General features: G+C 71.6%; 20 protein-coding genes and 2 pseudogenes. 12 read left to right on the top strand and 10 right to left on the bottom strand.

All coding sequences use genetic code 11. From position 1 onward, the window contains the following. Positions 1 to 19: 19 nt before the first annotated feature. The 3 genes from AQJ27_RS30070 (at position 20) to AQJ27_RS30060 (ending at position 2,851) form a co-directional block, all read left to right on the top strand. Entirely contained in the window at positions 20 to 880 is an 861-nt protein-coding gene (locus tag AQJ27_RS30070) for a helix-turn-helix transcriptional regulator (RefSeq protein WP_067375411.1), read from the top strand. A gap of 118 nt (positions 881 to 998) precedes the next feature. Beyond that, positions 999 to 1,196: a DUF4236 domain-containing protein gene (locus AQJ27_RS30065; RefSeq protein WP_067375410.1), complete on the top strand. Its 198-nt coding sequence runs from the start codon at positions 999 to 1,001 to the stop codon at positions 1,194 to 1,196. A 125-nt stretch (positions 1,197 to 1,321) separates the two neighbouring features. After that, positions 1,322 to 2,851 (top strand): helix-turn-helix domain-containing protein, encoded by a 1,530-nt coding sequence (locus AQJ27_RS30060; RefSeq protein ID WP_054234030.1) that lies wholly within the window; start codon positions 1,322 to 1,324, stop codon positions 2,849 to 2,851. A gap of 95 nt (positions 2,852 to 2,946) precedes the next feature. Here the strand turns inward: AQJ27_RS30060 and AQJ27_RS30055 are convergent, their stop codons facing one another. Continuing rightward, on the bottom strand, positions 2,947 to 3,393 hold the full coding sequence (locus AQJ27_RS30055; protein ID WP_067375409.1) for a DUF6299 family protein: 447 nt from the start codon (positions 3,391 to 3,393) through the stop codon (positions 2,947 to 2,949). 305 nt (positions 3,394 to 3,698) lie between these two features. On the opposite strand from AQJ27_RS30055, the gene AQJ27_RS30050 reads away from it, so the two are divergent. Next, positions 3,699 to 3,893 carry a DUF5999 family protein gene (locus AQJ27_RS30050; RefSeq protein ID WP_067375404.1) on the top strand — a complete coding sequence of 65 codons (195 nt, stop codon included), beginning with the start codon at positions 3,699 to 3,701 and terminating at the stop codon, positions 3,891 to 3,893. A gap of 46 nt (positions 3,894 to 3,939) precedes the next feature. On the opposite strand, the gene AQJ27_RS30045 is transcribed toward AQJ27_RS30050, so the two are convergent. Both AQJ27_RS30045 and AQJ27_RS30040 read right to left on the bottom strand, forming a co-directional pair. Continuing rightward, complete coding sequence (locus AQJ27_RS30045) at positions 3,940 to 4,338, bottom strand: RidA family protein (protein ID WP_067375402.1); 399 nt, start codon at positions 4,336 to 4,338, stop codon at positions 3,940 to 3,942. Between the two features lie 22 nt (positions 4,339 to 4,360). Beyond that, positions 4,361 to 5,689: an acyl-CoA dehydrogenase family protein gene (locus AQJ27_RS30040; RefSeq protein ID WP_067375400.1), complete on the bottom strand. Its 1,329-nt coding sequence runs from the start codon at positions 5,687 to 5,689 to the stop codon at positions 4,361 to 4,363. Between the two features lie 177 nt (positions 5,690 to 5,866). Here AQJ27_RS30040 and AQJ27_RS30035 point away from each other — a divergent pair, with 177 nt between their 5' ends. The 4 genes and pseudogenes from AQJ27_RS30035 to AQJ27_RS58915 form a co-directional block, all read left to right on the top strand. Then, positions 5,867 to 7,549 (top strand): AMP-binding protein, encoded by a 1,683-nt coding sequence (locus tag AQJ27_RS30035; RefSeq protein ID WP_079065359.1) that lies wholly within the window; start codon positions 5,867 to 5,869, stop codon positions 7,547 to 7,549. Between the two features lie 15 nt (positions 7,550 to 7,564). After that, positions 7,565 to 8,386: a PaaX family transcriptional regulator gene (locus tag AQJ27_RS30030; RefSeq protein ID WP_067375398.1), complete on the top strand. Its 822-nt coding sequence runs from the start codon at positions 7,565 to 7,567 to the stop codon at positions 8,384 to 8,386. Next, positions 8,383 to 8,550 (top strand): annotated as a pseudogene (locus AQJ27_RS58920) (adenylyl-sulfate kinase); the annotation flags it as partial. The gene AQJ27_RS30030 and the pseudogene AQJ27_RS58920, both read left to right, overlap by 4 nt. A gap of 161 nt (positions 8,551 to 8,711) precedes the next feature. Next, positions 8,712 to 8,919, top strand: a pseudogene (locus AQJ27_RS58915) (hypothetical protein); the annotation flags it as partial. A gap of 19 nt (positions 8,920 to 8,938) precedes the next feature. On the opposite strand, the gene AQJ27_RS30025 reads toward AQJ27_RS58915, so the two are convergent. Beyond that, positions 8,939 to 11,302: a bifunctional salicylyl-CoA 5-hydroxylase/oxidoreductase gene (locus AQJ27_RS30025; RefSeq protein WP_067375396.1), complete on the bottom strand. Its 2,364-nt coding sequence runs from the start codon at positions 11,300 to 11,302 to the stop codon at positions 8,939 to 8,941. After that, a complete protein-coding gene (locus AQJ27_RS30020) occupies positions 11,287 to 12,114 on the bottom strand; it encodes an enoyl-CoA hydratase family protein (protein WP_067375395.1) in 828 nt (275 codons plus the stop codon). Before AQJ27_RS30020 ends, AQJ27_RS30025 begins: the two co-directional genes overlap by 16 nt. A 345-nt stretch (positions 12,115 to 12,459) precedes the next feature. On the opposite strand from AQJ27_RS30020, the gene AQJ27_RS30015 reads away from it, so the two are divergent. After that, positions 12,460 to 12,912, top strand: coding sequence for an ATP-binding protein (locus AQJ27_RS30015; protein ID WP_067375393.1), 453 nt, complete (start codon positions 12,460 to 12,462; stop codon positions 12,910 to 12,912). Here AQJ27_RS30015 and AQJ27_RS30010 read toward each other — a convergent pair. From AQJ27_RS30010 to AQJ27_RS30000, 3 genes are all read right to left on the bottom strand, one after another. Next, positions 12,872 to 14,341, bottom strand: coding sequence for an amino acid permease (locus AQJ27_RS30010; protein ID WP_067375391.1), 1,470 nt, complete (start codon positions 14,339 to 14,341; stop codon positions 12,872 to 12,874). The genes AQJ27_RS30015 and AQJ27_RS30010 overlap by 41 nt on opposite strands. A 112-nt stretch (positions 14,342 to 14,453) precedes the next feature. Continuing rightward, the gene (gene argF, locus AQJ27_RS30005) at positions 14,454 to 15,488 is read right to left on the bottom strand and encodes an ornithine carbamoyltransferase (protein ID WP_067375389.1); all 1,035 of its coding nucleotides are present in this window, start codon (positions 15,486 to 15,488) and stop codon (positions 14,454 to 14,456) included. A 165-nt stretch (positions 15,489 to 15,653) separates the two neighbouring features. Continuing rightward, positions 15,654 to 16,883, bottom strand: a complete 1,230-nt coding sequence (locus AQJ27_RS30000) for an arginine deiminase (RefSeq protein ID WP_067375387.1) — start codon at positions 16,881 to 16,883, stop codon at positions 15,654 to 15,656. A gap of 167 nt (positions 16,884 to 17,050) precedes the next feature. Between AQJ27_RS30000 and AQJ27_RS29995 the strand changes: the two genes are divergently transcribed. Further along, positions 17,051 to 18,100, top strand: coding sequence for an SPFH domain-containing protein (locus AQJ27_RS29995; RefSeq protein ID WP_067375384.1), 1,050 nt, complete (start codon positions 17,051 to 17,053; stop codon positions 18,098 to 18,100). Then, positions 18,097 to 18,990 (top strand): hypothetical protein, encoded by an 894-nt coding sequence (locus tag AQJ27_RS29990; protein WP_067375382.1) that lies wholly within the window; start codon positions 18,097 to 18,099, stop codon positions 18,988 to 18,990. The genes AQJ27_RS29995 and AQJ27_RS29990 overlap by 4 nt, the downstream gene beginning before the upstream one ends. 143 nt (positions 18,991 to 19,133) lie before the next feature. On the opposite strand, the gene AQJ27_RS29985 is transcribed toward AQJ27_RS29990, so the two are convergent. After that, positions 19,134 to 21,683: a polynucleotide kinase-phosphatase gene (locus AQJ27_RS29985; protein WP_067375380.1), complete on the bottom strand. Its 2,550-nt coding sequence runs from the start codon at positions 21,681 to 21,683 to the stop codon at positions 19,134 to 19,136. Next, positions 21,680 to 23,191, bottom strand: a complete 1,512-nt coding sequence (locus AQJ27_RS29980) for a 3' terminal RNA ribose 2'-O-methyltransferase Hen1 (protein WP_067375378.1) — start codon at positions 23,189 to 23,191, stop codon at positions 21,680 to 21,682. The genes AQJ27_RS29985 and AQJ27_RS29980 overlap by 4 nt, the downstream gene beginning before the upstream one ends. Positions 23,192 to 23,422: 231 nt before the next feature. On the opposite strand from AQJ27_RS29980, the gene AQJ27_RS29975 reads away from it, so the two are divergent. Further along, a complete protein-coding gene (locus AQJ27_RS29975; RefSeq protein ID WP_067375376.1) occupies positions 23,423 to 24,346 on the top strand; it encodes an LLM class F420-dependent oxidoreductase in 924 nt (307 codons plus the stop codon). Positions 24,347 to 24,499 lie beyond the last annotated feature (153 nt).

Genomic DNA, 24,499 nt, shown 5'->3' with positions numbered 1-24,499 from the left:
ACCCGTGCACAGTGGAGGGATGGCGAGTACGGAGTTCGGGCGGACGGTCCGGCGCTGGCGGGACCGGGTCTCCCCCGAGGCGGCCGGGCTCCCCGTCGGTGGGCACCGGCGCGCGGCCGGACTGCGCCGCGAGGAGCTGGCCCTGCTGGCCGGGATCTCGGTCGACTATGTGACCCGTCTCGAACAGGGCCGGGCGAGCAACCCCTCGGAGCAGATCGTCGAGGCGCTCGGCCGGGCGCTGCGACTGTCCGGCACCGAGCGCGAACACCTCTTCCATCTCGCCGGACTGGTCCCGCCGGGACGCGGCACCGTGCCCGCCCACATCACCCCCGGCGTGCACCGGATGCTGGACCGGCTGACCGGAACGCCTGTCGCGGTCTTCGACGCGGCCTGGAACCTGCTGCTGGCCAACCCGCTGTACGCGGCCCTGATGGGTGACCCGTCCGGGTGGCGCGGCAACGAGCGCAACGCGGTGTGGCGCAACCTCGTGGGCCCGGGCACCCACGTCCGCCACACCCCCGAGGCCCGACGCGAGTTCGAGACCACCGTCGTCGCCGACCTGCGCGCGACCGCGCGCCGGTATCCGGCGGACCAGCGGCTGCGGCGCCTGGTCGAGGAGCTGCGCGCGAACAGCGACCGGTTCGCCGAGCTGTGGGAGTCCGAGGCGGTGGGCCACCACGAGGCCTCACGCAAGACCATCGACCATCCGCAGCTGGGTCCCCTGACGCTCGACTGCGACGTACTCAGCGTCGCGGGCAGCGACCTGCGCATCATGGTCTACACGGCCGAGCCGGGAACGCGGGACGCCGAACAGGTCGCCCTCCTCGGGGTCATCGGCACCCAGACACTCGTGGAGCACGGGGCGGCCGAACGAGGCTGAACCCGCCGGGAGTTCACAGGCAACCATCGCCCGCTTCGGGGTACTGGGAACGGGACGCGCCACCATCGGCGCCGCGAAACGACAGGAATGCCGTGAACTGCCCCAAGGGGGACCAACCATGCCTCTCACGTTCCGCAAGAGCTTCCGCATCCTTCCCGGGGTACGGCTGAACATCAACCGGCGCTCGTGGTCGATCACCACGGGCGGCCGGCACGGGCCGCACCACACCCGCAGCAGCAACGGACGCCGCACCACGTCGATGGACCTGCCGGGCCCCTTCGGCTGGCGGCGCACGACGCGTCGGCGGGAGCGCTGAGCGAAGTCGCCGGGCCACGACGGCGCCGCACCCGAACTCCCCTGTGGGTGCGGTGTGCTGTAGCCCACTACTCGGACGGGTGCGCTCCGTTTCTCTTTATCTCACATCAGATATACGGTCGCGCCATGGCAGACGACTACCTCGTACGCATCGGCAAGCTCATCCGTGACGCCCGGCAACACCGGGGCTGGACACAGTCGCAGCTCGCCGAGGCACTCGGCACAAGTCAGAGCGCCGTCAATCGCATCGAGCGCGGCAACCAAAACATCAGCCTTGAGATGATCGCTCGAATCGGTGAAGCCCTGGACAGCGAGATCGTCTCTCTGGGCTACGCGGGTCCGATGCATCTGCGTGTGGTCGGCGGACGTCGTCTGTCCGGCTCGATCGATGTCAAGACCAGCAAGAACGCGTGCGTCGCGCTGCTGTGCGCGACGCTCCTGAACAAGGGGCGCACGGTGCTGCGCCGGGTGGCCCGGATCGAAGAGGTCTACCGCCTTCTGGAGGTGCTCGGTTCGATCGGCGTCCGCACCCGCTGGATCAACGACGGGGTCGACCTCGAGATCGTGCCCCCGAGCGAGCTGGACATGGAGGCGATCGACGCCGAGGCCGCCCGCAGGACGCGGTCGATCATCATGTTCCTCGGCCCGCTGCTGCACCGTATGGACACCTTCAGGCTGCCGTACGCGGGCGGTTGCGACCTCGGCACCAGGACCATCGAGCCGCACATGATCGCGCTGCGGCGGTTCGGGCTCGACATCGCCGCCACCGAGGGGCTCTACCACGCCCAGGTCGACCGGGCCGTCTCCCCCGGCCGGCCCATCGTGCTGACCGAGCGCGGGGACACCGTCACCGAGAACGCGCTGCTCGCCGCCGCCCGCCACGACGGCGTGACCGTCATCCGCAACGCCTCCTCCAACTACATGGTCCAGGACCTGTGCTTCTTCCTGGAGGCACTCGGCGTACGGGTGGAGGGCGTCGGTACGACCACGCTCACCGTCCACGGCGTGCCGAACATCGACGTGGACGTGGACTACTCGCCCTCCGAGGACCCGGTCGAGGCGATGAGCCTGCTCGCCGCCGCGGTGGTCACCGAGTCGGAGCTGACGGTGCGCCGGGTGCCGATCGAGTTCCTGGAGATCGAGCTCGCCGTGCTGGAGGAGATGGGCCTCGACCACGACCGCACACCGGAGTACTTCGCCGACAACGGCCGTACGCGGCTGGTGGACCTCACCGTACGGCCCTCCAAGCTGGAGGCGCCGATCGACAAGATCCACCCGATGCCGTTCCCGGGCCTGAACATCGACAACGTGCCCTTCTTCGCGGCCATCGCGGCCTCCGCACAGGGCAAGACCCTCATCCACGACTGGGTCTACGACAACCGGGCCATCTACCTGACCGACCTCAACCGGCTCGGCGGCCGGCTGCAGCTCCTCGACCCGCACCGCGTGCTGGTCGAGGGCCCGACCCGCTGGCGCGCCGCCGAGATGATGTGCCCGCCGGCGCTGCGCCCGGCCGTGGTGGTGCTGCTGGCGATGATGGCGGCCGACGGCACGTCCGTGCTGCGCAATGTGTACGTCATCAACCGCGGCTACGAGGACCTGGCCGAGCGGCTCAACTCGATCGGAGCGCAGATCGAGACGTTCCGGGACATCTAGGACGACCAAAAGGTGGTGGAGCTCGCCGGGGGACGACTTCGCGTCGTTCTGCGGCGAGCCCGCCGGGTGCCGCCCCGTCCCGCCCGTGTGCCCGCTCAGCCCTCCACGAGGGTGATGTCCTGCTGCTGCACCGCGTGGAACAGCGGCAGCGGCAGACCGCCCAGGGCGGGGCTCAGTTCCATCAGGGTGGCCTCGACATGGGCGGCGCCCGGTGCGAGGGTGCCGGGTGTGCGCTTCTCCGAGTTGGTCCAGCGGTGTTCCGCGCCGTCGCAGACCGCCGCGCTGCCGCCGATGCCGTAGCGGATCCGGGGGTCGCCCTGCGACACCGACGAGGAGACGAGCACCGGCCCCGTGCCGCTGAGACAGCGGTAGGTGCCGGAGAGGGTGACGGTTCCGTCGGCGGCGAGGTGACCGGTCGGGTCGACGGTGACCGTCTCGGACGGGGCCGACAGGGCGCCCACGGACACGGCGACGGCGGACGGGGCGAACAGCAGCAGAAGCACGGCGCCGGTGGCCGCGCCGAAGACCTGGCGCAGGGGCATGAGGTACCTCCTGGAACGTGGGGGGCTCCACAGGTACCGGGGACACAGGCCCGAGGCGGTGACCCTCACCCCTTTGGTGGCGAGTCCGGTGTTCGGCGAGTCCGGCCCAGGCGGGTCCCGTCCATGGCGGGTCCGGTCCGTCGCGGGTCGAGTCCGTGCGTCATGGGAACGTTCGAGAGTTGTCCGCGTGTTGTCACGCTTCTCGCCCGGCGGTTCCGATGAGTTCGCCACGGGAGCATGGTCTTACCTATGCGAGGCGGCGACAGCGCCGTCGACACTCATCGCATCCGACGTGGAGGTGCGTCATGTGTTCCCACCAAACTCTGTGCCCGTCCGCGGACTCCAAGGCTCCGCACATCGTGTCGGCCCACCCCGAGCAGGGCTGGAACCTGCTGTGCAACGGCGCGATCGTCTTCGACGACAGCGGTGAACTGCTCCCCGACGGCAGCGTGGTCGCTCCGCACCGGGTGTTCGCCGAGCGGCTGGCCGTCGCCGCCTAGTCCCTCCGGAAATACCGGGAGCGCCGGGAGTGCCGAGGGCGGGGTGCTACGGCAGCACCGCGAAACCGTCGAGTTCGACCAGGGCCTGTTCGTCCCAGAGGCGGGCGGCGCCGACGACGGCCATCGCGGGATAGTCCCGGCCCGCCAACCGCCGCCAGACGCGGCCGAGTTCGGGGGCCCGCGCACGATAGTCCGCGACATCGGTGGCGTAGACCGTGACCCGCGCGAGGTCGGCCGGGGTGCCGCCGGCGGCCCGCAACGCCGTCAGCAGATTGGTCAGCGCCTTCTCGAACTGCTCCGGGAGGGTCCCGCCGACCACCTTCCCGTCCGTGTCCAGCGCGGTCTGGCCCGCCAGGAAGACCACGCGGGTGCCGGTGGCGACGACGGCGTGCGAGAAGCCGGTGGGCGGGGAGAGTTCGGGCGGGTTGACGCGCTCGGTGCTCACGGAACCTCCAGGCTCACGACACTCACGGGGCCTCCACCGACGCGTACAGCTCCTTGGCGATGACCGCCCGCTGGACCTCGCTGGCCCCTTCGTAGATACGGGGCGCGCGGACCTCCCGGTAGAGGTGTTCGAGGAGATGGCCGCGGCGCAGGGCACGGGCGCCGTGCAGTTGGACCGCCGCGTCGACCACGTACTGGGCCGTCTCGGTCGCCAGCAGCTTCGCCATCGCCGCGCGCCGGGGCACGTCCGGGGCCCCTTCGTCGTACGCCGCCGCCGCCGCGTAGACCATCAGGCGGGCCGCCTCCGTACGCAGTGCCATCTCGGCGACCTGGTGAGCCACCGTCTGCAGGTCCTTCAGCCTGCCGCCGAACGCCTCACGCCCGGCCGTGTGCGTGAGCGTCGCCGCGAGGGCCGCCTCCGCCATGCCGACCGCGAAGGCGCCCACGCTCGGGCGGAAGAGGTTGAGGGTGTGCATCGCGACCCGGAAACCGCGGTCGGGTTCGCCGAGCACGTCGTCCGCCGTCACCGGTACGGCGTCGAAGGCGAGGGCGCCGATGGGGTGCGGGGAGAGCATGTCGAGCGGGGTGCCGGTGAGGCCCGGCCGGTCGGCGGGCACCAGGAAGGCGGTGACGCCCCGGGCTCCGGCGCCCGGTGTGGTCCGCGCGAAGACGGTGTAGAAGTCGGCCTCGGGCGCGTTGGAGATCCAGCACTTCTCCCCACTGAGCCGCCAACGCCCCCAGCCGTCACGTTCGGCGACGGGCGGCCCCTGCGCCTCGACGACGGACGGCACGGGGTCCGCGGGCAAGGCTCCGGGGGCCGCAGGCGCGACTCCAGAGGCCGCAGGCACGGCTCCGGGCGCCGTTCCAGAGGCCGCGGATGAGGCCCCGCGGGCCACGGGCGCCGCTTCGCCGGGCGCCGGTGCGGAAGTGGGCGCCCGTGCGGCGTCCCGGTCCGCGCGGAGCGCCAGCGCCGCCGCGTCCGAACCCGCGCCCGGCTCGCTGAGCGCGAACGCGGCCACCGCACTGCCGTCCGCGACCCGGGGCAGCCAGTGCTCGCGCTGCGCCCGGGTGCCGTACGCGTGCACCGGATGCGCGCCGAGCCCCTGCAGGGCGAGCGCCGTCTCGGCCTCGGTGCAACCGTGCGCCAAGGACTCCCGCATCAGGCACAGATCGAGTGCGCCCGAGGTGAACAGGCGGGCGAGCAGCCCGAGCCGGCCCAACTCGGCGACAAGGGCACGGTTGACGTGACCCGGCTCGCCCTTCTCCGCCAGCGGGCGCAACCGCTCCTCGGCCAGCGCGCGCAGCTCGGCACACCAGGCGGTCTGTGCCGGATCGAGCGAGAATGCGGTCATTGCCGGTTCCCTCTCCGCCGTCGGACTGCGGGACCCCAGGCTATCGCGGGACGTTGACTGTCGTCACCAACACGATACGCTCCTTGTGCGAGACGCGAGCCCAGAGCACCGAGAGCTGGGCACCGAGAGTCACGAGCTGAGCGCTGCGAGCCCACCACGACAAGGGGGCGAACCTCCATGGACGGCGACACCCTGGAGCCGACGACCTCGGCCCACGTCGACACCTTCGCCCGCGACCACCTCCCACCCCCCGAGCAGTGGCCCGAACTCCCCTTCGACCTGCCCGAGCTGCGCTACCCCGAACGGCTGAACTGCGCCGCCGAACTCCTCGGCGGCAAGCCACCGCAGCGCCCCGCCTTCCGCACACCGTCCGGCGACCTGTGGACGTACGGGCACCTGCTCGCCCGGGTGGACCGGATCGCCCACGTCCTGACCACCGAACTGGGCGTCGTGCCCGGCAACCGTGTGCTGCTGCGCGGGCCCACCACACCCTGGCTCGCCGCGTGCTGGCTGGCGGTCCTGAAGGCGGGCGCGGTCGCCGTCACGGTGCTCGCCCAGCAGCGCCCGCACGAGCTGACCACCATGTGCGCCATCGCCCACGTCACCCACGCGCTGTGCGACGTACGGTCGGTCGACGACCTGGCGAAGGCGGAGATCCCGGGGCTGCGGATCACGACATACGGCGGGGACGCGCCCGACGACCTGCTGCTGCGCATCACGGGCGCCCCGGACGAGCCGTTCACGGCGGTCGACACGGCCGCCGACGACGTCGCGCTGATCGCGTTCACCTCCGGCACCACCGGCCGCCCCAAGGGCTGTGTGCACTTCCACCGCGATGTGCTGGCCATAGCGGACACCTTCTCGAAGCACGTGCTGCGGCCGCACGAGGACGACGTCTTCACCGGCAGTCCCCCACTGGGCTTCACGTTCGGGCTCGGCGGCCTGGTCGTCTTCCCGATGCGCGCCGGCGCCTGCTCCCTGCTGCTCGAACAGGCGGGCCCCAAGCAGCTGTTGCCCGCGATCACCGAGCACCGCGTCTCGGTGCTGTTCACCGCACCGACCGCCTACCGGGCGATGCTGGCGGAGCTGGACGAGCACGACACGACCTCGCTGCGGCGCTGTGTGTCCGCGGGCGAGAACCTGCCCGCCGCGACCTGGCGGGCCTGGCACAACCGCACCGGACTGCGCATCATCAACGGCATCGGCGCCACCGAGCTGCTGCACATCTTCATCTCGGCGGCCGACGAGCACATCCGCCCCGGGACGACGGGCGTCCCCGTACCGGGCTGGCAGGCGCGCGTGGTCGACGCCGAGGGGACGCCGGTGCCGGACGGCGAGCCCGGACTGCTCGCGGTGCGCGGCCCGGTGGGCTGCCGCTATCTCTCCGACCCACGGCAGCGGGAGTACGTGCGCGGCGGCTGGAACATCACCGGCGACACCTATGTGCGCGACCCCGACGGCTACTTCCGCTATGTCGCCCGCGCCGACGACATGATCGTCTCGGCGGGGTACAACATCGCGGGGCCCGAGGTCGAGGACGCCCTGCTGCGCCACCCGGACGTGGTCGAGACGGCGGTCGTGGGGCGGCCCGACGAGGCACGCGGCCAGGTGGTGGTGGCGTACGCGGTCCTCAGAGAGGGGGCACGCAAGGACGCCGAGGCGCTGCGCGCCTTCCTCAAGTCCGAGCTGGCGCCGTACAAGTGCCCTCGCGAGTTCGTCTTCCTGGACTCGCTGCCGCGCACGGCGACCGGAAAGCTGCAACGCTTCCGGCTGCGCGCGGACGCTCCGCCGGCGAGCGGGCAGACCCCGTCGCCGCCCGCGCCGGAGGGTGAGTTGTCCACCGGCGGCGGTCCCAAGTGATCTTCGCGCACTAGAGTGATCAACGTGTCAGAGCAGCACGCCCCCCGGTCCCTCATCGTCACGTTCTACGGCGCGTACGGCCGTTTCATGCCCGGCCCCGTGCCGGTGGCCGAGTTGATCCGGCTCCTCGCCGCGGTCGGCGTCGACGCGCCCTCCGTACGCTCGTCGGTGTCCCGGCTCAAGCGCCGCGGACTGCTCGATCCGGCGCGTACGGCGGCGGGCGGCGCGGGGTACGCGCTGTCGCCCGACGCCCGCCAACTGCTGGAGGACGGCGACCGGCGGGTGTACGCGAAAGCGCCCCCCGAGGACGAGGGCTGGGTGCTCGCCGTCTTCTCCGTGCCGGAGTCCGAGCGGCAGAAGCGGCACGTACTGCGCTCACGCCTCGCCGGTCTCGGCTTCGGGACGGCGGCCCCCGGCGTCTGGCTCGCCCCCGCGCGGCTCTACGAGGAGACCCGGCACACCCTGGCGCGGCTGCGGCTCGACCCTTACGTGGAGCTGTTCCGCGGGGAGCACCTGGGCTTCGCGGCGACGGCGGACGCGGTCGCGCGCTGGTGGGACCTGGCGGCGATCGCCAAGCAGCACGAGGCCTTCCTCGACCAGCACGCGACCGTGCTGCGCGACTGGGGGCGGCGCACGGACACCCCGCCCGAGGAGGCGTACCGCGACTATCTGCTCGCCCTGGACACCTGGCGCCACCTCCCGTACGCCGACCCGGGGCTGCCCGCCGCGCTGCTGCCCGAGGACTGGCCGGGCGCCCGCTCGGCCGCCGTGTTCCGGGCGCTGCACGAGCGGCTGCGGGACACGGGAGCGAGCTTCACCGAACCCGCTGATGTGTGAGGGCTCAGGGAGCCACCGTCTGGCTCACGGGCCTGCCGAGCGCGGGCAGGACAACCATCGCCCGGATACTCGGGACCCGTCTGAGGGCGGAGGGTCACCAGGTGGAGGTCCTCGACGGCGACGAGGTCCGCCGGTTCCTCGCCGCGGGTCTCGGCTTCTGCCGCCGCTGGACCCGGCGCTCACGCTGGAGACGCATCTGCGGACCCCGGAGGAGTCCGCGGACTCGGTGCACGCGGTGCTCGCGGCGAAGGGGCTCGAATGACCTCCGCGACGGTCGAACAGCCCTCCACGCCGTCGCACCTGGACGCCCTGGAGTCCGAGGCCGTCCTACGCGCCGCAGTCGCTGACCCTGCGCCTGGCCGACCAGCGCGATGTCTCACGCGGCGACATGATCACCGCCGGGCCCGACGCGCCCGCCCTCACGCAGAACGTCCGGGAACGGGCGCATCACCCTGCGCACCGGCGCGTTCCTCCTCGTCGACCCGGCGGACGGCTCGACACTGACGGCGGGCATGGCCGACCTCGCCGGTTAGGACCGCTCTTTCGGCGCCCTCAAGTACCCAGCGAGAGACGGGGCTTGGGGGCGTCGACGCGTCCGGTCTGCGGGCGGCGGCTGCCCGCGCGGTAGGGCCCCGGCCAGGCGACGCCCGGACCCTCGTACCCCTGCTCGGCCGCCGCGTGCAGCGTCCAGTGCGGGTCGTAGAGATGCGGCCGGGCGAGTGCGCACAGGTCCGTACGCCCGGCCAGGATCAGGGAGTTGACGTCGTCCCAGGAGGAGATCGCGCCGACGGCGATCACGGGGAGCCCGGTCTCGTGGCGGATCCGGTCGGCGAACGGGGTCTGGTACGAACGGCCGTACTCGGGCTGTTCGTCGGCGACCACCTGCCCGGTCGACACGTCGACCGCGTCGGCGCCGTGCGCCGCGAAGGCCCGGGCGATCGCCACGCCCTCGTCCCCGGTGTTGCCGCCCTCGGCCCAGTCCGTGGCGGAGATTCGGACGGTCATGGGCCGCTCCTCCGGCCACACGGCCCGCACGGCGTCGAAGACCTCCAGCGGGAAGCGCAGTCTGCGTTCCAGCGAGCCGCCGTAGACGTCGGTGCGCCGGTTGGTGAGCGGTGAGAGGAAGCCGGACAGCAGGTAGCCGTGGGCGCAGTGCAGTTCGAGAAGGTCGAAGCCACAGCGGGCGGCACGCCAGGCGGCGGCCGCGAACTGCTCGCGGATGTCGGTGAGTTGGGCGCGGCACAGCTGCCGGGGGGTCTGGCTGCGCGGTCCGTACGGGATCGGGGAGGCGGCCACGAGCGGCCAGTTGCCCTCCTCCAGCGGCTCGTCCATGCCCTCCCACATCAGCTTCGTGGAGCCCTTGCGGCCGGAGTGTCCGAGCTGGACGCCGATCGCGGTGCCGGGCGACTGGGCGTGCACGAAGCGGATGATCCGCCGCCAGGAATCGGCCTGCCGGTGTGAGTAGAGGCCCGCGCAGCCGGGTGTGATGCGGCCCTCGGCGCTCACGCACACCATCTCGGTCATGACCAGGCCCGCGCCGCCGAGCGCCCGTGCGCCCAGGTGGACGAGGTGGAAGTCGCCGGGGACGCCGTCCACGGCCGAGTACATGTCCATCGGTGAGACCACGACCCGGTTGCGCAGGGTCAGACCGCGCAGCCGGAACGGGGTGAACATCGGCGGTGTGCCGGGCGGGCAGCCGAACTCGCGCTCGACCGCCGCCGTGAAGTGCGGGTCCCGCAGCCGCAGGTTGTCGTGCGTGACACGGCGGCTGCGCGTGAGGAGGTTGAAGGCGAACTGCCGGGCCGGCTGGTGGAGATAGAGCCCCAGGTTCTCGAACCACTCCAGGCTGGCCCGCGCCGCCCGCTGGGTGGACGCGACGACAGGGCGCCGCTCCTCCTCGTACGCGACGAGTGCCTCGTCGAGGGTGGGCCGCTCCTCCAGGCAGGCGGCCAGCGCGAGCGCGTCCTCGACGGCGAGCTTGGTGCCGGAGCCGATGGAGAAGTGGGCGGTGTGCGCGGCGTCGCCGAGGAGGACCAGGTTGCCGTGGGACCAGCGGTCGTTGACCACCGTACGGAAGGTGGTCCACGTCGACTTGTTGGACCGCAGCTGCCGCCCGCCGAGCGCGTCCGTGAAGATCTTGCCGCAGAGCTCGACGGACTCCTGTTCGTCGAGGTCCGCGAAACCGGCCGCCCGCCACACCTCTTCGCGCATCTCGACGATGACGGTGGAGGCGCCGAATTGGTTCTGTGGCCCGGAGGGCCCCGTTGAGGGGTGGTGGTCGGGCGACGGGCGGGAGTACGGGTAGCCGTGCAGCTGCATCACGCCGTGCTCGGTCTCGGCGATCTCGAAGCGGAAGGAGTCGAAGGCGAAGTCGGCGGCGAGCCAGATGTAACGGCACCGGTGCTCCTCGACCGACGGTCCGAACACCTCCGCGTACGCCGCCCGGGTCGGGCTGTGCACCCCGTCGGCGGCGACGACCAGGTCGTACGCCGTCATCAGTTCGGCGGCCGGCGGGGCCTCGGTCCGGAAGCGCAGCTCGACGCCGAGCGAGCGGCAGCGTTCGTGCAGGATCTCCAGGAGTCGGCGCCGGCCGAGCGCCGCGAAGCCGTGGCCTCCGGAGGTGCTGCGCACGCCCCGGTGCACGATGTCGATGTCGTCCCAGCGCACGAACTCGTCCTGGAGCGCCGCGTACACGACCGGGTCGGCGTGCTCGATCCCGCCGAGCGTCTCGTCGGAGAGCACGACACCGAAGCCGAAGGTGTCGTCGGGGGCGTTACGCTCCCAGACGGTGACCTCGCGGCCCGGGTCGAGACGCTTGAGGAGCGCGGCGGCGTACAGCCCGCCGGGACCGCCGCCGATGACGGCGACACGCACAGACGCGCCCGTCCGCGGCGCCACGGCTATCGCCCCCGCCACTTCGGCGCGCGCTTCTCCGTGAACGCCGCATGGAACTCGGCATAGTCCTCGCCGGTCATCAGAAGAGCCTGGGTCGAGGCGTCGAGCTCGACGGAGGCGGCGAGGGGCATGTCCAGTTCGGCGGTGAGCAGGGCCTTGGTCTGGGCGTACGCGAGAGCCGGACCCTCGGCCAGGCGGCGGGCCAGCCGCTGGGCGGCCTCGTCCGCGCTGCCCTCGTCGGCCAGCTCGCTGATCAGGCCGATCCGCTCGGCCTCGGGCGCGCGCACCGGTTCGCCGAGCATCAGCAGCCGGGTCGCGTGACCGAGCCCGACGACCCGGGGCAGCAGATAGGCGGCGCCCATGTCGCCGCCGGACAGTCCGACACGGGTGAAGAGGAAGGCGAACCGGGCGCTCGGGTCGGCCACCCGGAAGTCGGCGGCCAGGGCGAGGACGGCTCCGGCGCCCGCCGCGACCCCGTGCACCGCCGCGATCACCGGGAACGGGCACTCCCGCACGGCCCGCACGACCTGCCCGGTCATCCGGTTGAAGTCGAGGAGCTGGGCGGTGTCCATGGACAGGGTCGCGCCGATGATCTCGTCGACGTCGCCGCCGGAGCAGAAGCCGCGCCCCTCCCCCGCCAGCACCAGCGCCCGCACCGACCGCTCACGGGAGAGCTCGGCGAGCAGATCGCGCAGGTCGGCGTAGGCGCCGAAGGTGAGGGCGTTGAGTTTCTCGGGGCGGGCCAGGGTGACCGTGGCGACCCCGTCGGCGACCGCGCACCTCAGGTGCTGCCAGTCGGAGGTGCGGGCGGCGGAGCCGGTGAAGGGACTCATGACGGGCGGCCTCCTCGGGCGGGGGCGGCGGTCCGCGCCACGGGGCGCCGGACAGCGGTCGTCGTTACTCCACGAAGTTATCACCAGTCTGTGACTGTCGTCACGAGCGCGCAATAACTGAGTCGCGAAGTGACCGTTTCCCGTCACCGAGTCACGGCTTCTCGATAGCCCCGTAACGGCGGAAGCACCTCGCGGGAGACCGGGCGTTGAGCTGGGTACGGGGCCTCATGCCGAGCCGAACGTCCTGGGAGGGCGCCCACCGAATGTCCTGGAAAGCGCCCGCCCGACGCCTGCGTCAGGCCGCGCCGTACCATTCCTCAAGTTGAAAGCAGGACAGCCTGCTCCATGAACGGACCCGCCTTGCACGACACCCCCGCCCCCGCCTCCTGGCGCATCGCGCTGCCGCACACCGCCGCGGCCGTGCCGGTCGCCCGCGCCCTGGTCCGCACCGCGCTGGCCGAGCTGAAGCACGCGGCCGACAGCGACACCGCGGAACTGCTCACCGCGGAGCTGGTCGCCAACGCCGTGGAGCACACCGCGGGGGAGGGTCCCATAGAGCTGGTCGTGGAGCTGATGCCGACCGGCTGTCAGGTCGAGGTGCACGACCCGGACCCGGAGCCGCCCGGCAACCTCACGGTCCCGGAGCCGCCCGGTGAGCCCGACCCCTGGCAGGAGCACGGGCGCGGCCTTCTCCTGATCCGCACCCTGAGCTCCTCCTGCGGCCACCGCCCCACCGGCTCCGGCAAGGCGGTCTGGTTCAGACTGCCTGTGGTGCCCGCTCAGCGGCGTCCGGCGTGACCCCTGCGCCGGGAACGGCTCCGGTAACGGCCGCGTCCGCCGCCAGCCGGGAGTTGCGGCGCCCGTAGAGCACGTACACGAGGAAGCCGGCCGCCAGGAAGCACACGAACTGGATCCAGGTCGTCCAGCCCGTCTCGTACATCAGGTACAGACAGAAGCCGATGCCGAGCAGCGGCACCACGGGGTAGAGCGGCACCCGGAACGTCCTGGCGAGACCCGGTTGCCGGCGCCGCAGCGCGATCACCGCGACATTGACGGCGGCCATGGTGGCGAGCGTGCCGATCGTCGTCAGGTTGACGACGGCGTCGAGCGGGGCGAAGGCCGCCGGGACGGCGAAGACGACGGCGACGATCAGGGTTCCCGCGACCGGTGTCGAGGTCTTCGGCGAGATCTTCTCGAAGACCCGCGGCACGAGCCCGTCGCGGGACATGGACATGAGGATGCGGGTCTGTCCGTACATCACCGCGAGCACGACCGAGGCGATGGCGACGACCGCTCCGAACGCGACGACCCCTGCGCCGACCGTGGAGCCGGTGACCACGTTGACGACGTACGACAGCGCGGCGGGCCGCCCGGCGACCGCGTCGCCGCCGACGGCGCCGATCGCCGCGAGGGCCACCGCGCAGTACAGCAGGGTGACCAGACCGATGCAGACCAGGATGGCGATCGGGATGTTGCGGCGGGGGTCCTTGGCCTCCTCGCCGGCCGTGGTGATCGCGTCGAAGCCGATGTACGAGAAGAAGGCCGCCGTGGTGCCCGCGCCGATGCCGCCGAGCCCGGCCGGGGAGAACGGCGTGAGGTTGCCGTGCTTGAAGGCGCTGAACCCGATCGCACAGAAGGCGACGAGCACGACGAGCTTCAGCACGGCCATGGCCGCGGTCGCCCGGGCGCTCTCGCGCACCCCGCGGATCAGCAGGACCGAGGCCAGCGCGATCACGATGACCGCGGGGAGGTTGACGATCCCGCCGTCTGACGGGCCCGCCGAGAGCGCGGCGGGCAGTTGCACGCCCGTGAGGCTGTGCAGCAGCTCGTTGACGTACTGGCTCCAGCCGACCGCCACGGCCGACACGGAGACGCCGTACTCCAGGATCAGACACCAGCCGACGAGGAAGGCCGTGCCCTCGCCCAGTCCCGCGTAGGCGAAGGAGTACGAGGATCCGGAGACCGGGATCGCGCCGCCGAGCTCGGCGAAGGAGAACGCGGTGAAGACGCAGGTGATCGCCGCGAGGATGAATGACACGACCACGGCGGGTCCGGCCTGTGCGACCGAGTCGGAGAGTCCGACGAAGATTCCGGTGCCGACGATCGCGCCGACGCCGAAGCAGATGAGCTGGAAGAGACCCATGGTCCGCTTGAGGCCATGGCCTTCGCGGTCGGCGCCTGATTCGGCCATCAGCAGCTGGGGGGACTTGACGCGTGGAGCGGACATGCGGGTGGTGCTCATTTCCGGTGGTGCGGGGTGCGACGGGGTCGGTCGCACGGCGGTCGCGGAAGGGGTGGATCCGGACCGCCGGTCAGGATAAGGCCTGCGGGGACCTCCGTCAGGCCAGGACCTCGGGGATTCCCGCTCGGCCCAGGGTGGCGACCATGATCGCCTTGATGGTGTGCAGCCGGTTCTCGGCCTCGTCGAAGACGACCGAGTGCGCCGACTCGAACACCTCGTCGGTGACCTCCAGCGAGTCGAGGCCGTGGGTCTCGTGGATCTCGCGGCCGACCTTGGTGCCCAGGTCGTGGAAGGCCGGCAGGCAGTGCAGGAACTTCACGTCCGGGTTGCCGGTGGCGCGCAGCACGTCCATGGTCACGGCGTACGGGGACAGCGCGGCGATGCGCTCGCCCCACACCTCCTTGGGCTCGCCCATCGAGACCCAGACGTCGGTGGCGACGAAGTCGGCGCCGTGGACGCCCTCGCCGAGGTGCTCGGTGAGGGTGACGCGCCCGCCGTTGCTCTCGGCGAGCTTGCGGGCCTCGGCGACGATCTCCTCGGCGGGCCAGTAGGCCTCCGGGGCGACGATCCGGACGTCCATGCCGAGGAGCGCGCCGGTGACCAGGTAGGAGTTGCCCATGTTGAAACGGGCGTCACCCAGGTAGGCGAGGGCGATCTCGCCGAGCGGCTTGTCGCAGTGCTCGGTCATGGTGAGCACGTCGGCGAGCATCTGGGTGGGGTGCCAGTCGTCGGTCAGACCGTTGTAGACGGGCACTCCGGCGTACACGGCCAGTTCCTCGACGGAGGCCTGGCTGTCACCCCGGTACTCGATCGCGTCGAACATCCGGCCGAGCACACGCGCGGTGTCCTTCACGGACTCCTTGTGGCCTATCTGTGAACCGGACGGGTCCAGATACGTCGTCGACGCGCCCTGGTCCGCGGCGGCGACCTCGAAGGCGCAGCGCGTACGGGTCGAGGTCTTCTCGAAGATCAGCGCGATGTTCCTGCCCCGCAGGTACTGCGTCTCGGCCCCGGCCTTCTTGGCCGCCTTGAGCTCGGCGGCCAGCTCGATCAGACCGCGGAACTCCTCCTCGGTGAAGTCCAGCTCCTTGAGGAAGTGGCGTCCGGCGAGGGCGGTCGGGACTGTCGCCATGGGGGCGCTCCAGGGATGCGAGAACGGGGACGAACAAAGGGGCGATTGGAAGTCTATACGATGCTCCACATTTCTATACGGAACCTCTTCGTGAACCTCGGGGACAGCGCCCCTTCAGGGGCGCGGGGAACTGCGCGCCCAGCCACACACAACCCGCACCCCGCATCAATCCCCCACCCCGTCCCTCTCCACCGGACAGCTCATACACCGAGGCCCACCCCGCCCCCGCCCCAGCTCACTCCCCGGAATCTCGATCACCTCAATCCCCTGCTTCCGCAGATGCGTGTTAGTGGTCACGTTGCGCTCATAAGCGACGACGACCCCAGGCTCCACCGCGAGGACATTGCACCCGTCGTCCCACTGCTCCCGCTCCGCCGCGTGCACGTCCTGCGTCGCGGTCAGCACCCGGATCTCGCTCAACCCCAGCGCCGCCGCGATCGCCCGGTGCATGTGCTCCGGCGGATGGTCGGTGACCTTCAGCTCCTTGTCCCCCGAGCCCGGTTCGATGGTGTACGAGCGGAGCATGCCGAGCCCCGCGTACTGGGTGAAGGTGTCGCCGTCGACCATCGTCATCACGGTGTCGAGGTGCATGAGGGCCCGCCGCTTGGGCATGTCGAGCGCCACGATCGTACGGGCCGACCCCGCGGCGAACAGTTTGTGCGCGAGCATCTCGACGGCCTGCGGCGTCGTCCGCTCACTCATGCCGATGAGCACAGCGCCGTTGCCGATGACGAGCACGTCACCGCCCTCGATCGTGGACGGGTAGTCCGCCTGCCCCTCCGACCAGAGATGGAAGCCCTCGTCACGGAAGAGCGGATGGTGCCGGTAGATCGCCTCGAAGTGCACGGTCTCCCGCTGCCGCGCGGGCCAGCGCATGGCGTTGATGGAGACCCCGTCGTAGATCCAGGCGGAGGTGTCCCGGGTGAAGAGGTGATTGGGGAGCGGGCCGAGGAGGAAGTCGTCGAGGTCCATGGCATGGAAGCGCACGGAGATCGGCTCCGGGTGCGCGTCCAGGAACTCCCGTTTGGTCATCCCGCCGACCAGCGCGGCCGCCAGTTCCGGGGCGGGCAGGGTCTCGAAGGCCGCCCGGAGGTGGTCGGTGGCGAGCGGCCCGTACTCCTTCTCGTCGAAGACCCGGTCCAGGACGAGCGATCTGGCCACCGGGATCCCCAGGGCCTCGGTGAGCAGGTCGCCGAAGAGATGGACGGTGACCCCGCGGTCGCGCAACACGTCCGCGAACCCGTCGTGCTCCGCCCGGGCCCGGCGCACCCACAGCACGTCGTCGAAGAGCAGGGCGTCCTTGTTGCTGGGGGTGAGCCTCTTGAGCTCGAGGTCGGGTCTGTGCAGGATGACGCGGCGCAGCCGCCCGGCCTCGGAGTCGACGTGGAATCCCATGCCTCCATCCTGACCATCCGGACGCCTGTTCACCCACGGATCGACGGGAGTCGGGCGAGTTGATTTCGTCCCCTTGACGATAAGGGCACCCCCTCGTTATCGTCATTGCGACGACAAAAGCGCATCACAGCGGGTCGCCGGGGTCGCCCGGCGGCGAGGGGGTACCCATGGCCGACATCACCCGGCGTCTCGGCTGGCGCCATCTGCGCGGGGCGCCCACCGCCCATGTCCGGCACCACCGGTCGGGCCGACTCGTGCACGACGGCCCCGGACTCAGCTTCTGGTACCGCTCACTGACCGCCACGCTCTCCGAAGTCCCGGTCGACGACCGCGAGCTGGCGATGACCTTCCACGCCCGCACATCCGACTTCCAGGACGTCGCTGTGCAGGCGACCGTCACCTACCGGATCGTCGATCCCGGGGTCGCGGCCGAGCGGCTCGACTTCTCCATCGACCCCGACACCGGCTCCTGGCGCGGCGCGCCCCTCGAACAGCTGGGCTCGCTGCTGACCGAGACGGCCCAGCAGCACGCGCTGGACGTACTGGCCCGTACATCGCTGGCGGCGGCCCTGGTGGACGGCGTCGCGTCGGTACGGGAGCGGATCGCGGGCGGGCTCGCCGCCGAACCCCGGCTGCCCGCGACGGGGATCGAGGTGGTGGCCGTACGGGTCGTCGCGCTGCGCCCGGAACCCGAGGTGGAGCGGGCGCTGCGCACTCCCGCCCGCGAGCAGATCCAGCAGGAGGCGGACAAGGCGACCTACGAACGCCGGGCCGTCGCCGTCGAGCGGGAGCGGGCGATCGCCGAGAACGAGCTCGCCAGCCAGATCGAACTCGCCCGGCGCGAGGAGCAGTTGGTCGACCAGCGCGGCACCAACGCGCGGCGCGAGGCGGAGGAGCACGCGGCGGCGGACGCGGTACGGGCCGGGGCGGAGGCGGCGCGGACCGTGCGGCTCGCGGAGGCGGAGGGCAGCCGGGTGGTACAGCTCGCCAAGGCCGAGGCCACGGCCGCGCGCGAGGTCGGCGAGGCGCGAGCCGCGGCGCAGGCCGCCTGGCTGCGGGTCCACGGGGACGTGGACGTCGCCACGCTGCACGCCCTGACGGGCACACAGCTCGCGGAGAACCTGCCGCGCATCGACAGTGTCACGGTGTCACCGGACGTCCTGACGGGCCTGCTCGCACGGCTGGGCAACGGCGCCACCGGAGGGCCGGCGCAGTGAGTCTCGCGCCCCGGGTCGTCCTCGTCCATCGCACCACGGAGTACGAGGAGTTGGTGGCCCGGCACGGTACGCACGGGCAGGCCGCGTTCTTCCTCTCCTCCCGTGGGCGGGACATCGAGGAGGTGGCCGAGCGGCACCGGCGGGCGCGGGAGGCACTGGCGGAGGTGGTCTCGGCGGTGCCGCTGACCTGGCGTCAAGCGCGCGTCGAGCGCGGCGACCTGGACCGCTTCCTCTTCGCTCCGGAGGACGTGGTGGTCGTGGTCGGGCAGGACGGGCTGGTGGCGAACGTGGCCAAGTACCTGACCGGACAGCCGGTGGTGGGGATCGACACCGACCCCGGACGGAACCCGGGGGTGCTCGTGCGGCACCGGCCGCGCGACGCGAGTGCGCTGCTCGCCTCGGCGCGCGGGGGCCGGGCCGACGAGCTGACCATGGTCGAGGCGGTCGCGGACGACACGCAGCGGCTGGTCGCACTCAACGAGATCTATCTCGGAACCGCGAGCCACCAGACGGCCCGCTATCGGCTGGGGCTCGACGAGTACGGGGGTGCCGTCGAGCCCCAGGCCTCCTCCGGGGTCCTGGTGGGTACCGGGACGGGCGCCAGCGGGTGGCTCCGCTCGGTGTGGCAGGAGCGGGGCGGTGAGCTGCCGCTGCCCGGGCCCGCGGAGGAACGTCTCCTCTGGTTCGTCCGCGAGGCCTGGCCGTCACCGGCCACCGGCACGTCCCTCGTCGCCGGCTCCCTCACCGCCTCCGCCCGCCTCTCCCTCACCGTCGAGTCCGACCGCCTCATCGCGTTCGGCGACGGCATGGAGGGCGACGCGGTGGAGCTGGTGTGGGGGCAGACCGTACGGGTGGGGGTGGCGGGGGTGAGACTGCGCCTGGTGGGCTGACAAACGCCGGACGGGCTGGGGCTCTCAGGGGCGCGGGAAACTGCGCGCCCAGCCCCCACCGACCCGCAGCCGAAGAACCACCCCGGGGTCTGGGGCGGAGCCCCAGGGGATGGGACGGGTAAGGGCGGCGGGGGCGAAGAACGCTACAGACGTGGGTCCACTGGTTCCGACTCCAGCGCCAGCACCCCGAACACCGCCTCATGCACCCGCCACAACGGCTCCCCCTCCGCCAGCCGGTCCAACGCCTCCAACCCCAGCGCGTACTCCCGAAGCGCGAGCGTCCGCTTGTGGTTCAGGAACCGCCCCCGCAGCCGGTCGAGGTTCTCAGGACGCGTGTACTCAGGACCGTAGATGATCCGCAGATACTCACGGCCCCGGCACTTGATGCCGGGCTGGACAAGACGCCCCTGCCCGCTCCGCACCACCGCCCCGACCGGCTTGACGACCATGCCCTCACCCCCACGCCCGGTCATCTCCAGCCACCAGTCCACCCCGGCCCGCACGGACTCCGCGTCCCCGGTGTCCACGAACAACCGCCGAGTCGTCTGCAGCAGCCCACTCCCGTCGTGCTCGACCAGCCGGTCGATGAGCGCGAGCTGCTCGTCGTGTGGCACCGCGGCGAGAGCGCGGCCCTGGACGGCGAGGATCTGGAAGGGAGCGAGCCGCACCCCCTCCAGCCCGTCCGTCGGCCAGCAGTACCGCCGGTACGCCTCGGTGAACGCCGCCGCGTCGGCGGCCCGCTCCCGCTGCTTGCCGAGCAGTTCCCGGACGTCGACCCCACGCTCCGCGGCCCCTTCGAGCGCGGCCAGCGCCCCCGGGAACGCCGCCCCGGCCGCGGCGCCGACCGCCGCGTACTGACTGCGCAGCAACCCGGACGCCTTGAGCGACCACGGCATCAGCTCGGCGTCGAGCAGCAGCCAGTCCGTACGCAGTTCCTCCCACAGACCGGCCGCCGTCACCGCTTCCCGCACTCGCCCGAGGATCTCCTCGGTGACGGCGGAGTCGTCGAAGAAGGGCCGGCCGGTACGGGTGTACAGCGCCCCCGTGGGCCCCTCCGCGACGCCGAACCGCTCCCGCGCCACCCCCGCGTCCCGGCAGACCAGCGCCACCGCCCGCGACCCCATGTGCTTCTCCTCGCACACGACGCGGGCGACGCCGTCCTCCTTGTACTGGGCGAAGGCCTCGGCGGGGTGTTCGAGGTAGCCCTCCACCTGGGAGGTCGCCGTGGGCGCCATCGTCGGCGGGAGGTAGGGCAGCAGGCGCGGGTCGACCGCGAACCGGCTCATGACCTCGAGGGCCGCCGCCGCGTTCTCCTCCCGTACCGACACCCGCCCGGCGTACCGCGTCTCGACGACCCGCCGCCCGTGCACGTCGGCGAGGTCGAGCGGCCGCCCCTCGTGTCCGCCGGGAGCCTCGGAGGCCAGCGGCTTCGTCGGCTCGTACCAGACCCGTTCGGCCGGTACGTCGACGAGCTCGCGCTCCGGCCAGCGCAGCGCGGTGAGCTTGCCGCCGAACACGGCACCGGTGTCGAGGCAGATGGTGTTGTTCAGCCAGGTGGCCGTGGGGACCGGGGTGTGACCGTAGACGACGGCCGCCCGGCCCCGGTAGTCCTCCGCCCACGGATAGCGCACCGGCAGGCCGAACTCGTCCGTCTCCCCGGTCGTGTCGCCGTACAGCGCGTGCGAGCGCACCCGGCCCGACGTACGGCCGTGGTACTTCTCGGGCAGTCCGGCGTGGCAGACGACGAGCCGCCCGCCGTCCAGGACGTAGTGACTGACCAGCCCGTCGACGAACTCCCGCACCCGCGCGCTGAATTCCTCACTCTCGCCGTCCAGCTGCTCGATGGTCTCGGCCAGTCCGTGGGAGTGCTGGACCTTGCGGCCCTTGAGATAGCGGCCGAGCTTGTTCTCGTGGTTGCCCGGCACGCACAGCGCGTCGCCGGCCGCGACCATGGACATCACGCGGCGCAGAACTCCGGGCGTGTCCGGGCCGCGGTCGACGAGGTCGCCGACGAAGACGGCCGTACGGCCCTGAGGGTGCGCGCCGTCGACGTAACCGAGCTTGCCGAGCAGGGTCTCCAGCTCCGAGGCGCAGCCGTGGATGTCACCGATGATGTCGAAGGGGCCGGTGAGGTGGGTCAGGTCGTTGAACCGCTTCTCCGTCCGCACCTCGGCGCTCTCGATCTCCGCCACGCCCCGCAGGACGTGCACCTTGCGGAAGCCCTCGCGCTCCAAGTGCCGCAGCGAACGGCGTAGTTCACGGATGTGGCGCTGGATGACGCGGCGCGGCATGTCGGCGCGGTCGGTGCGGGAGGCGTTGCGCTCGGCGCACACCTCCTCCGGCACGTCGAGCACGATCGCGATGGGCAGCACGTCGTGCTTCTTGGCGAGTTCGATCAGCTGGCGGCGGCTCTCCTGCTGGACGTTCGTGGCGTCCACGACGGTGCGCCGGCCGGCCGCGAGCCGCTTGCCCGCGATGTAGTGGAGGACGTCGAAGGCGTCGCCGCTGGCGCTCTGGTCGTTCTCGTCGTCGGCGACCAGGCCGCGGCAGAAGTCACTGGAGATGACCTCGGTCGGCTTGAAGTGCCGGCGAGCGAAGGTGGACTTGCCGGAGCCGGACGCGCCGATCAGGACGACGAGGGAGAGGTCGGTGACGGGCAGGGTGCGCCCCTGGGTGGTGTCGTTGCCGGTCATGCGGCCTTCTCCTCCTTCGTGGTGGTCGGGGTGGTGGTCGGGGTGCCCGTGGTGGTCGGGGTGCCGGTGGTGGCGAGGGTGAAGACGGCCATCTGGGTCGGCGGACCGACCTCCGGGTCGTCGGGGCCGACGGGCGTGAACTCCACCTCGTATCCGTGCCGCCCGGCCACCTGGCGGGCCCAGGTCCGGAACTCCTCCCGGTTCCACTCGAACCGGTGGTCGCCATGGCGGGAGTGTCCGGCCGGGAGGGTCTCCCAGCGGACGTTGTACTCGACGTTCGGCGTCGTCACCAGGACCGTACGGGGGCGGGCCGAGCCGAAGACGGCGTATTCCAGGGCGGGCAGCCGCGGCAGGTCGAGGTGCTCGACGACCTCGCTGAGCACGGCGGCGTCGTACCCCTTGAGGCGGTTGTCGGTGTAGGCGAGCGAGCCCTGGAAGAGCCGCACGCGCGCGGCCTGCCGCTCGCCCATCCGGTCCAGCTTGAGCCGCCGCGAGGCGATGGCGAGCGCCCGTATCGACACATCGACACCGACGATCTCGGTGAACCGCACGTCCTTGAGCAGCGCCTGCACCAGCTGCCCCTGACCGCAGCCGAGGTCGAGCACGCGGGCCGCGCCCGACGCCTGCAGCGCGGCGAGGATCGCGTCCCGGCGCTGGACAGCGAGCGGGATCGGCTTCTCCTCCGTGTCCGCCTCCTCGTCGACCGCGTTGTCGATCTCCTCGACCTCGGTGTCGTCGGCCTCGGCGAGCCGTACGAGCTCCAGCCGCTCCATCGCCTCCCGCATCAGCGACCAGCGCCGCGAGAGGTACCGGTCGGCGATCAGCCTCTGCTCGGGGTGGTCCGGCAGCCAGCCCTCGCCCGCCCGCAGCAGCTTGTCGACCTCGTCGGACGACACCCAGTAGTGCTTGGCGTCGTCGAGCACCGGCAGCAGGACGTAGAGGTGGCGCAGGGCTTCGGCGACGGTCAGACCCGACGCCTCCAGTTCCAGGCGTACGTAGCGGGAGTCGCCCCACTCGGGGAACTCGACGTCCAGCGCCACGGCCTCGACCGCCACCGTCCACCCGAGCGGCTCGAACAGCTTGCGTACGAGGTCGGCGCCGCCCCTGGCGGGAAGCGCGGGCACCTCGATCCGGAGCGGCAGCGGCCGCGCCGGCAGGTCCGGCTTCGCGGCGCACTGGCCCTTCATCGCGCTGGAGAACACCGCGCTCAGCGCCACGGCGAGCAGGGACGAGGCGGCGTACGGGCGGTCGTTGACGTACTGCGCGAGCGCGGCGTCGGGTGCGCCGCCGCGGCCCTTGCCCTTGCCGCGCCGGACCAGCGCCACCGCGTCGACCTCCAGCAACAGTGCGGCCGTGCACCGCTCGACGGACGCCTCGGGGTAGAGGACGTGCGCCGTGCCGTAGGAGGTCGAGAACGCCTGCGCCTTGTCGGGATGCTTGTGCAGCAGGAAGCCGAGATCGGTGGCGGGGCGCTCTGGGGTACCGGTGGTACTGATCGTCAGGAACACTGGAATCTGCCTCGAAACGTCTTCTGAGCTGTGAATACCTCACCAGCGCCGAGCGCCGGTGAACCACAGCGGGGGGAGAGCGCGCCGGGGGATCACTGCTCCCGGCCTGTCGTCGGCGCGCCCGCCCCAACGTATAGCGAACGCCCCTGGGGGACCCGAGAATTTTCCCACCGAGCTCCGTGACAGCGGTTCCTGGTGGGGCGGCTGATGTGACCGGTGCATGATGGATGCATGGATCTTCGAGTCTTCACAGAACCGCAGCAGGGAGCGACCTACGAGACGCTGCTCCGCGTCGCCAAGGCCGCCGAAGACCTCAACTACGGAGCCTTCTTCCGTTCTGACCACTACCTGCACATGGGATCCGTCGACGGGCTTCCCGGGCCCACCGACGCCTGGATCACCCTGGCCGGTCTCGCCCGTGAGACGAGCCGGATCCGCCTCGGCACGCTCATGACGGCCGGTACTTTCCGCCTCCCCGGCGTCCTCGCCATCCAGGTCGCGCAGGTCGACCAGATGTCGGGCGGGCGAGTGGAACTCGGTCTGGGATCCGGCTGGTACGAGGCCGAGCACGAGGCGTACGGGATTCCGTTCCCCAAGGAGAAGTTCGGACGGCTGGAGGAACAACTCGCCATCGTCACGGGCCTGTGGGAGACGCCCGTCGGTGAGCGGTTCAACTACGAGGGGAAGTACTACCAGCTCAAGGACTCCCCCGCGCTTCCCAAGCCCGCGCAGCCGAAGGTGCCGGTCCTGATCGGCGGCCACGGTGCCAAGCGGACGCCCGAGCTGACGGCGCGGTACGCCGACGAGTTCAACATCCCCTTCGCCTCCCTCGCGGACACGGAGCAGCAGTTCCAGCGGGTGCGGGCGGCGGCCGAGCGGGCCGGGCGCAAGGGCGACGACCTCGTGTACTCGAACGCGCTCGTCGCCTGTGTCGGTAAGAACGACAGCGAGGTGAAGCGGCGCGCGGACGCCATCGGGCGGGACGTCGACGAACTCAAGGCGAACGGGCTCGCGGGCTCCGCGGCGGAGGTCGTCGAGAGGATCGCCCAGTATCAGGCCGTCGGGTCGCAGCGGATGTACATGCAGATGCTGGACCTCGATGACCTGGACCACCTGGAGTTGATCGCCGCGGAGGTCATGCCGCAGCTCGGCTGAGGTCGCCTTCCTCGGGCCCGCCGCCCCTGCCCAAGATGCGCACAGCGCCCCTCAAGGGGCGCGGGGAACTGCGCGACCAGCCCCCACCGGCCCGCAGCCGAAACACCACCCCTCGGGGTCTGGGGCGGAGCCCCAGAAGGATGGGACGGGTAG

It is taken from the genome of Streptomyces olivochromogenes (assembly GCF_001514115.1).
In the GTDB taxonomy this organism is placed as follows: Bacteria; Actinomycetota; Actinomycetes; order Streptomycetales; family Streptomycetaceae; genus Streptomyces; species Streptomyces olivochromogenes.
This window is presented reverse-complemented; position numbering and strand designations above follow the sequence as displayed.

What these genes read in the sequence shown, in the direction of transcription:
- AQJ27_RS30070 (WP_067375411.1), top strand. Translation starts at nt 20, where the DNA reads ATGGCGAGTACGGAGTTCGGGCGGACGGTCCGGCGCTGGCGGGACCGG.
- AQJ27_RS30055 (WP_067375409.1), bottom strand. Translation starts at nt 3,393, where the DNA reads ATGCCCCTGCGCCAGGTCTTCGGCGCGGCCACCGGCGCCGTGCTTCTG.
- AQJ27_RS30010 (WP_067375391.1), bottom strand. Translation starts at nt 14,341, where the DNA reads ATGTCCGCTCCACGCGTCAAGTCCCCCCAGCTGCTGATGGCCGAATCA.
- AQJ27_RS29995 (WP_067375384.1), top strand. Translation starts at nt 17,051, where the DNA reads ATGGCCGACATCACCCGGCGTCTCGGCTGGCGCCATCTGCGCGGGGCG.
- AQJ27_RS29985 (WP_067375380.1), bottom strand. Translation starts at nt 21,683, where the DNA reads ATGACCGGCAACGACACCACCCAGGGGCGCACCCTGCCCGTCACCGAC.
- AQJ27_RS30050 (WP_067375404.1), top strand. Translation starts at nt 3,699, where the DNA reads ATGTGTTCCCACCAAACTCTGTGCCCGTCCGCGGACTCCAAGGCTCCG.
- AQJ27_RS30040 (WP_067375400.1), bottom strand. Translation starts at nt 5,689, where the DNA reads ATGACCGCATTCTCGCTCGATCCGGCACAGACCGCCTGGTGTGCCGAG.
- AQJ27_RS30065 (WP_067375410.1), top strand. Translation starts at nt 999, where the DNA reads ATGCCTCTCACGTTCCGCAAGAGCTTCCGCATCCTTCCCGGGGTACGG.
- AQJ27_RS30000 (WP_067375387.1), bottom strand. Translation starts at nt 16,883, where the DNA reads ATGGGATTCCACGTCGACTCCGAGGCCGGGCGGCTGCGCCGCGTCATC.
- argF (WP_067375389.1), bottom strand. Translation starts at nt 15,488, where the DNA reads ATGGCGACAGTCCCGACCGCCCTCGCCGGACGCCACTTCCTCAAGGAG.
- AQJ27_RS30020 (WP_067375395.1), bottom strand. Translation starts at nt 12,114, where the DNA reads ATGAGTCCCTTCACCGGCTCCGCCGCCCGCACCTCCGACTGGCAGCAC.
- AQJ27_RS30035 (WP_079065359.1), top strand. Translation starts at nt 5,867, where the DNA reads ATGGACGGCGACACCCTGGAGCCGACGACCTCGGCCCACGTCGACACC.
- AQJ27_RS30060 (WP_054234030.1), top strand. Translation starts at nt 1,322, where the DNA reads ATGGCAGACGACTACCTCGTACGCATCGGCAAGCTCATCCGTGACGCC.
- AQJ27_RS30015 (WP_067375393.1), top strand. Translation starts at nt 12,460, where the DNA reads ATGAACGGACCCGCCTTGCACGACACCCCCGCCCCCGCCTCCTGGCGC.
- AQJ27_RS29975 (WP_067375376.1), top strand. Translation starts at nt 23,423, where the DNA reads ATGGATCTTCGAGTCTTCACAGAACCGCAGCAGGGAGCGACCTACGAG.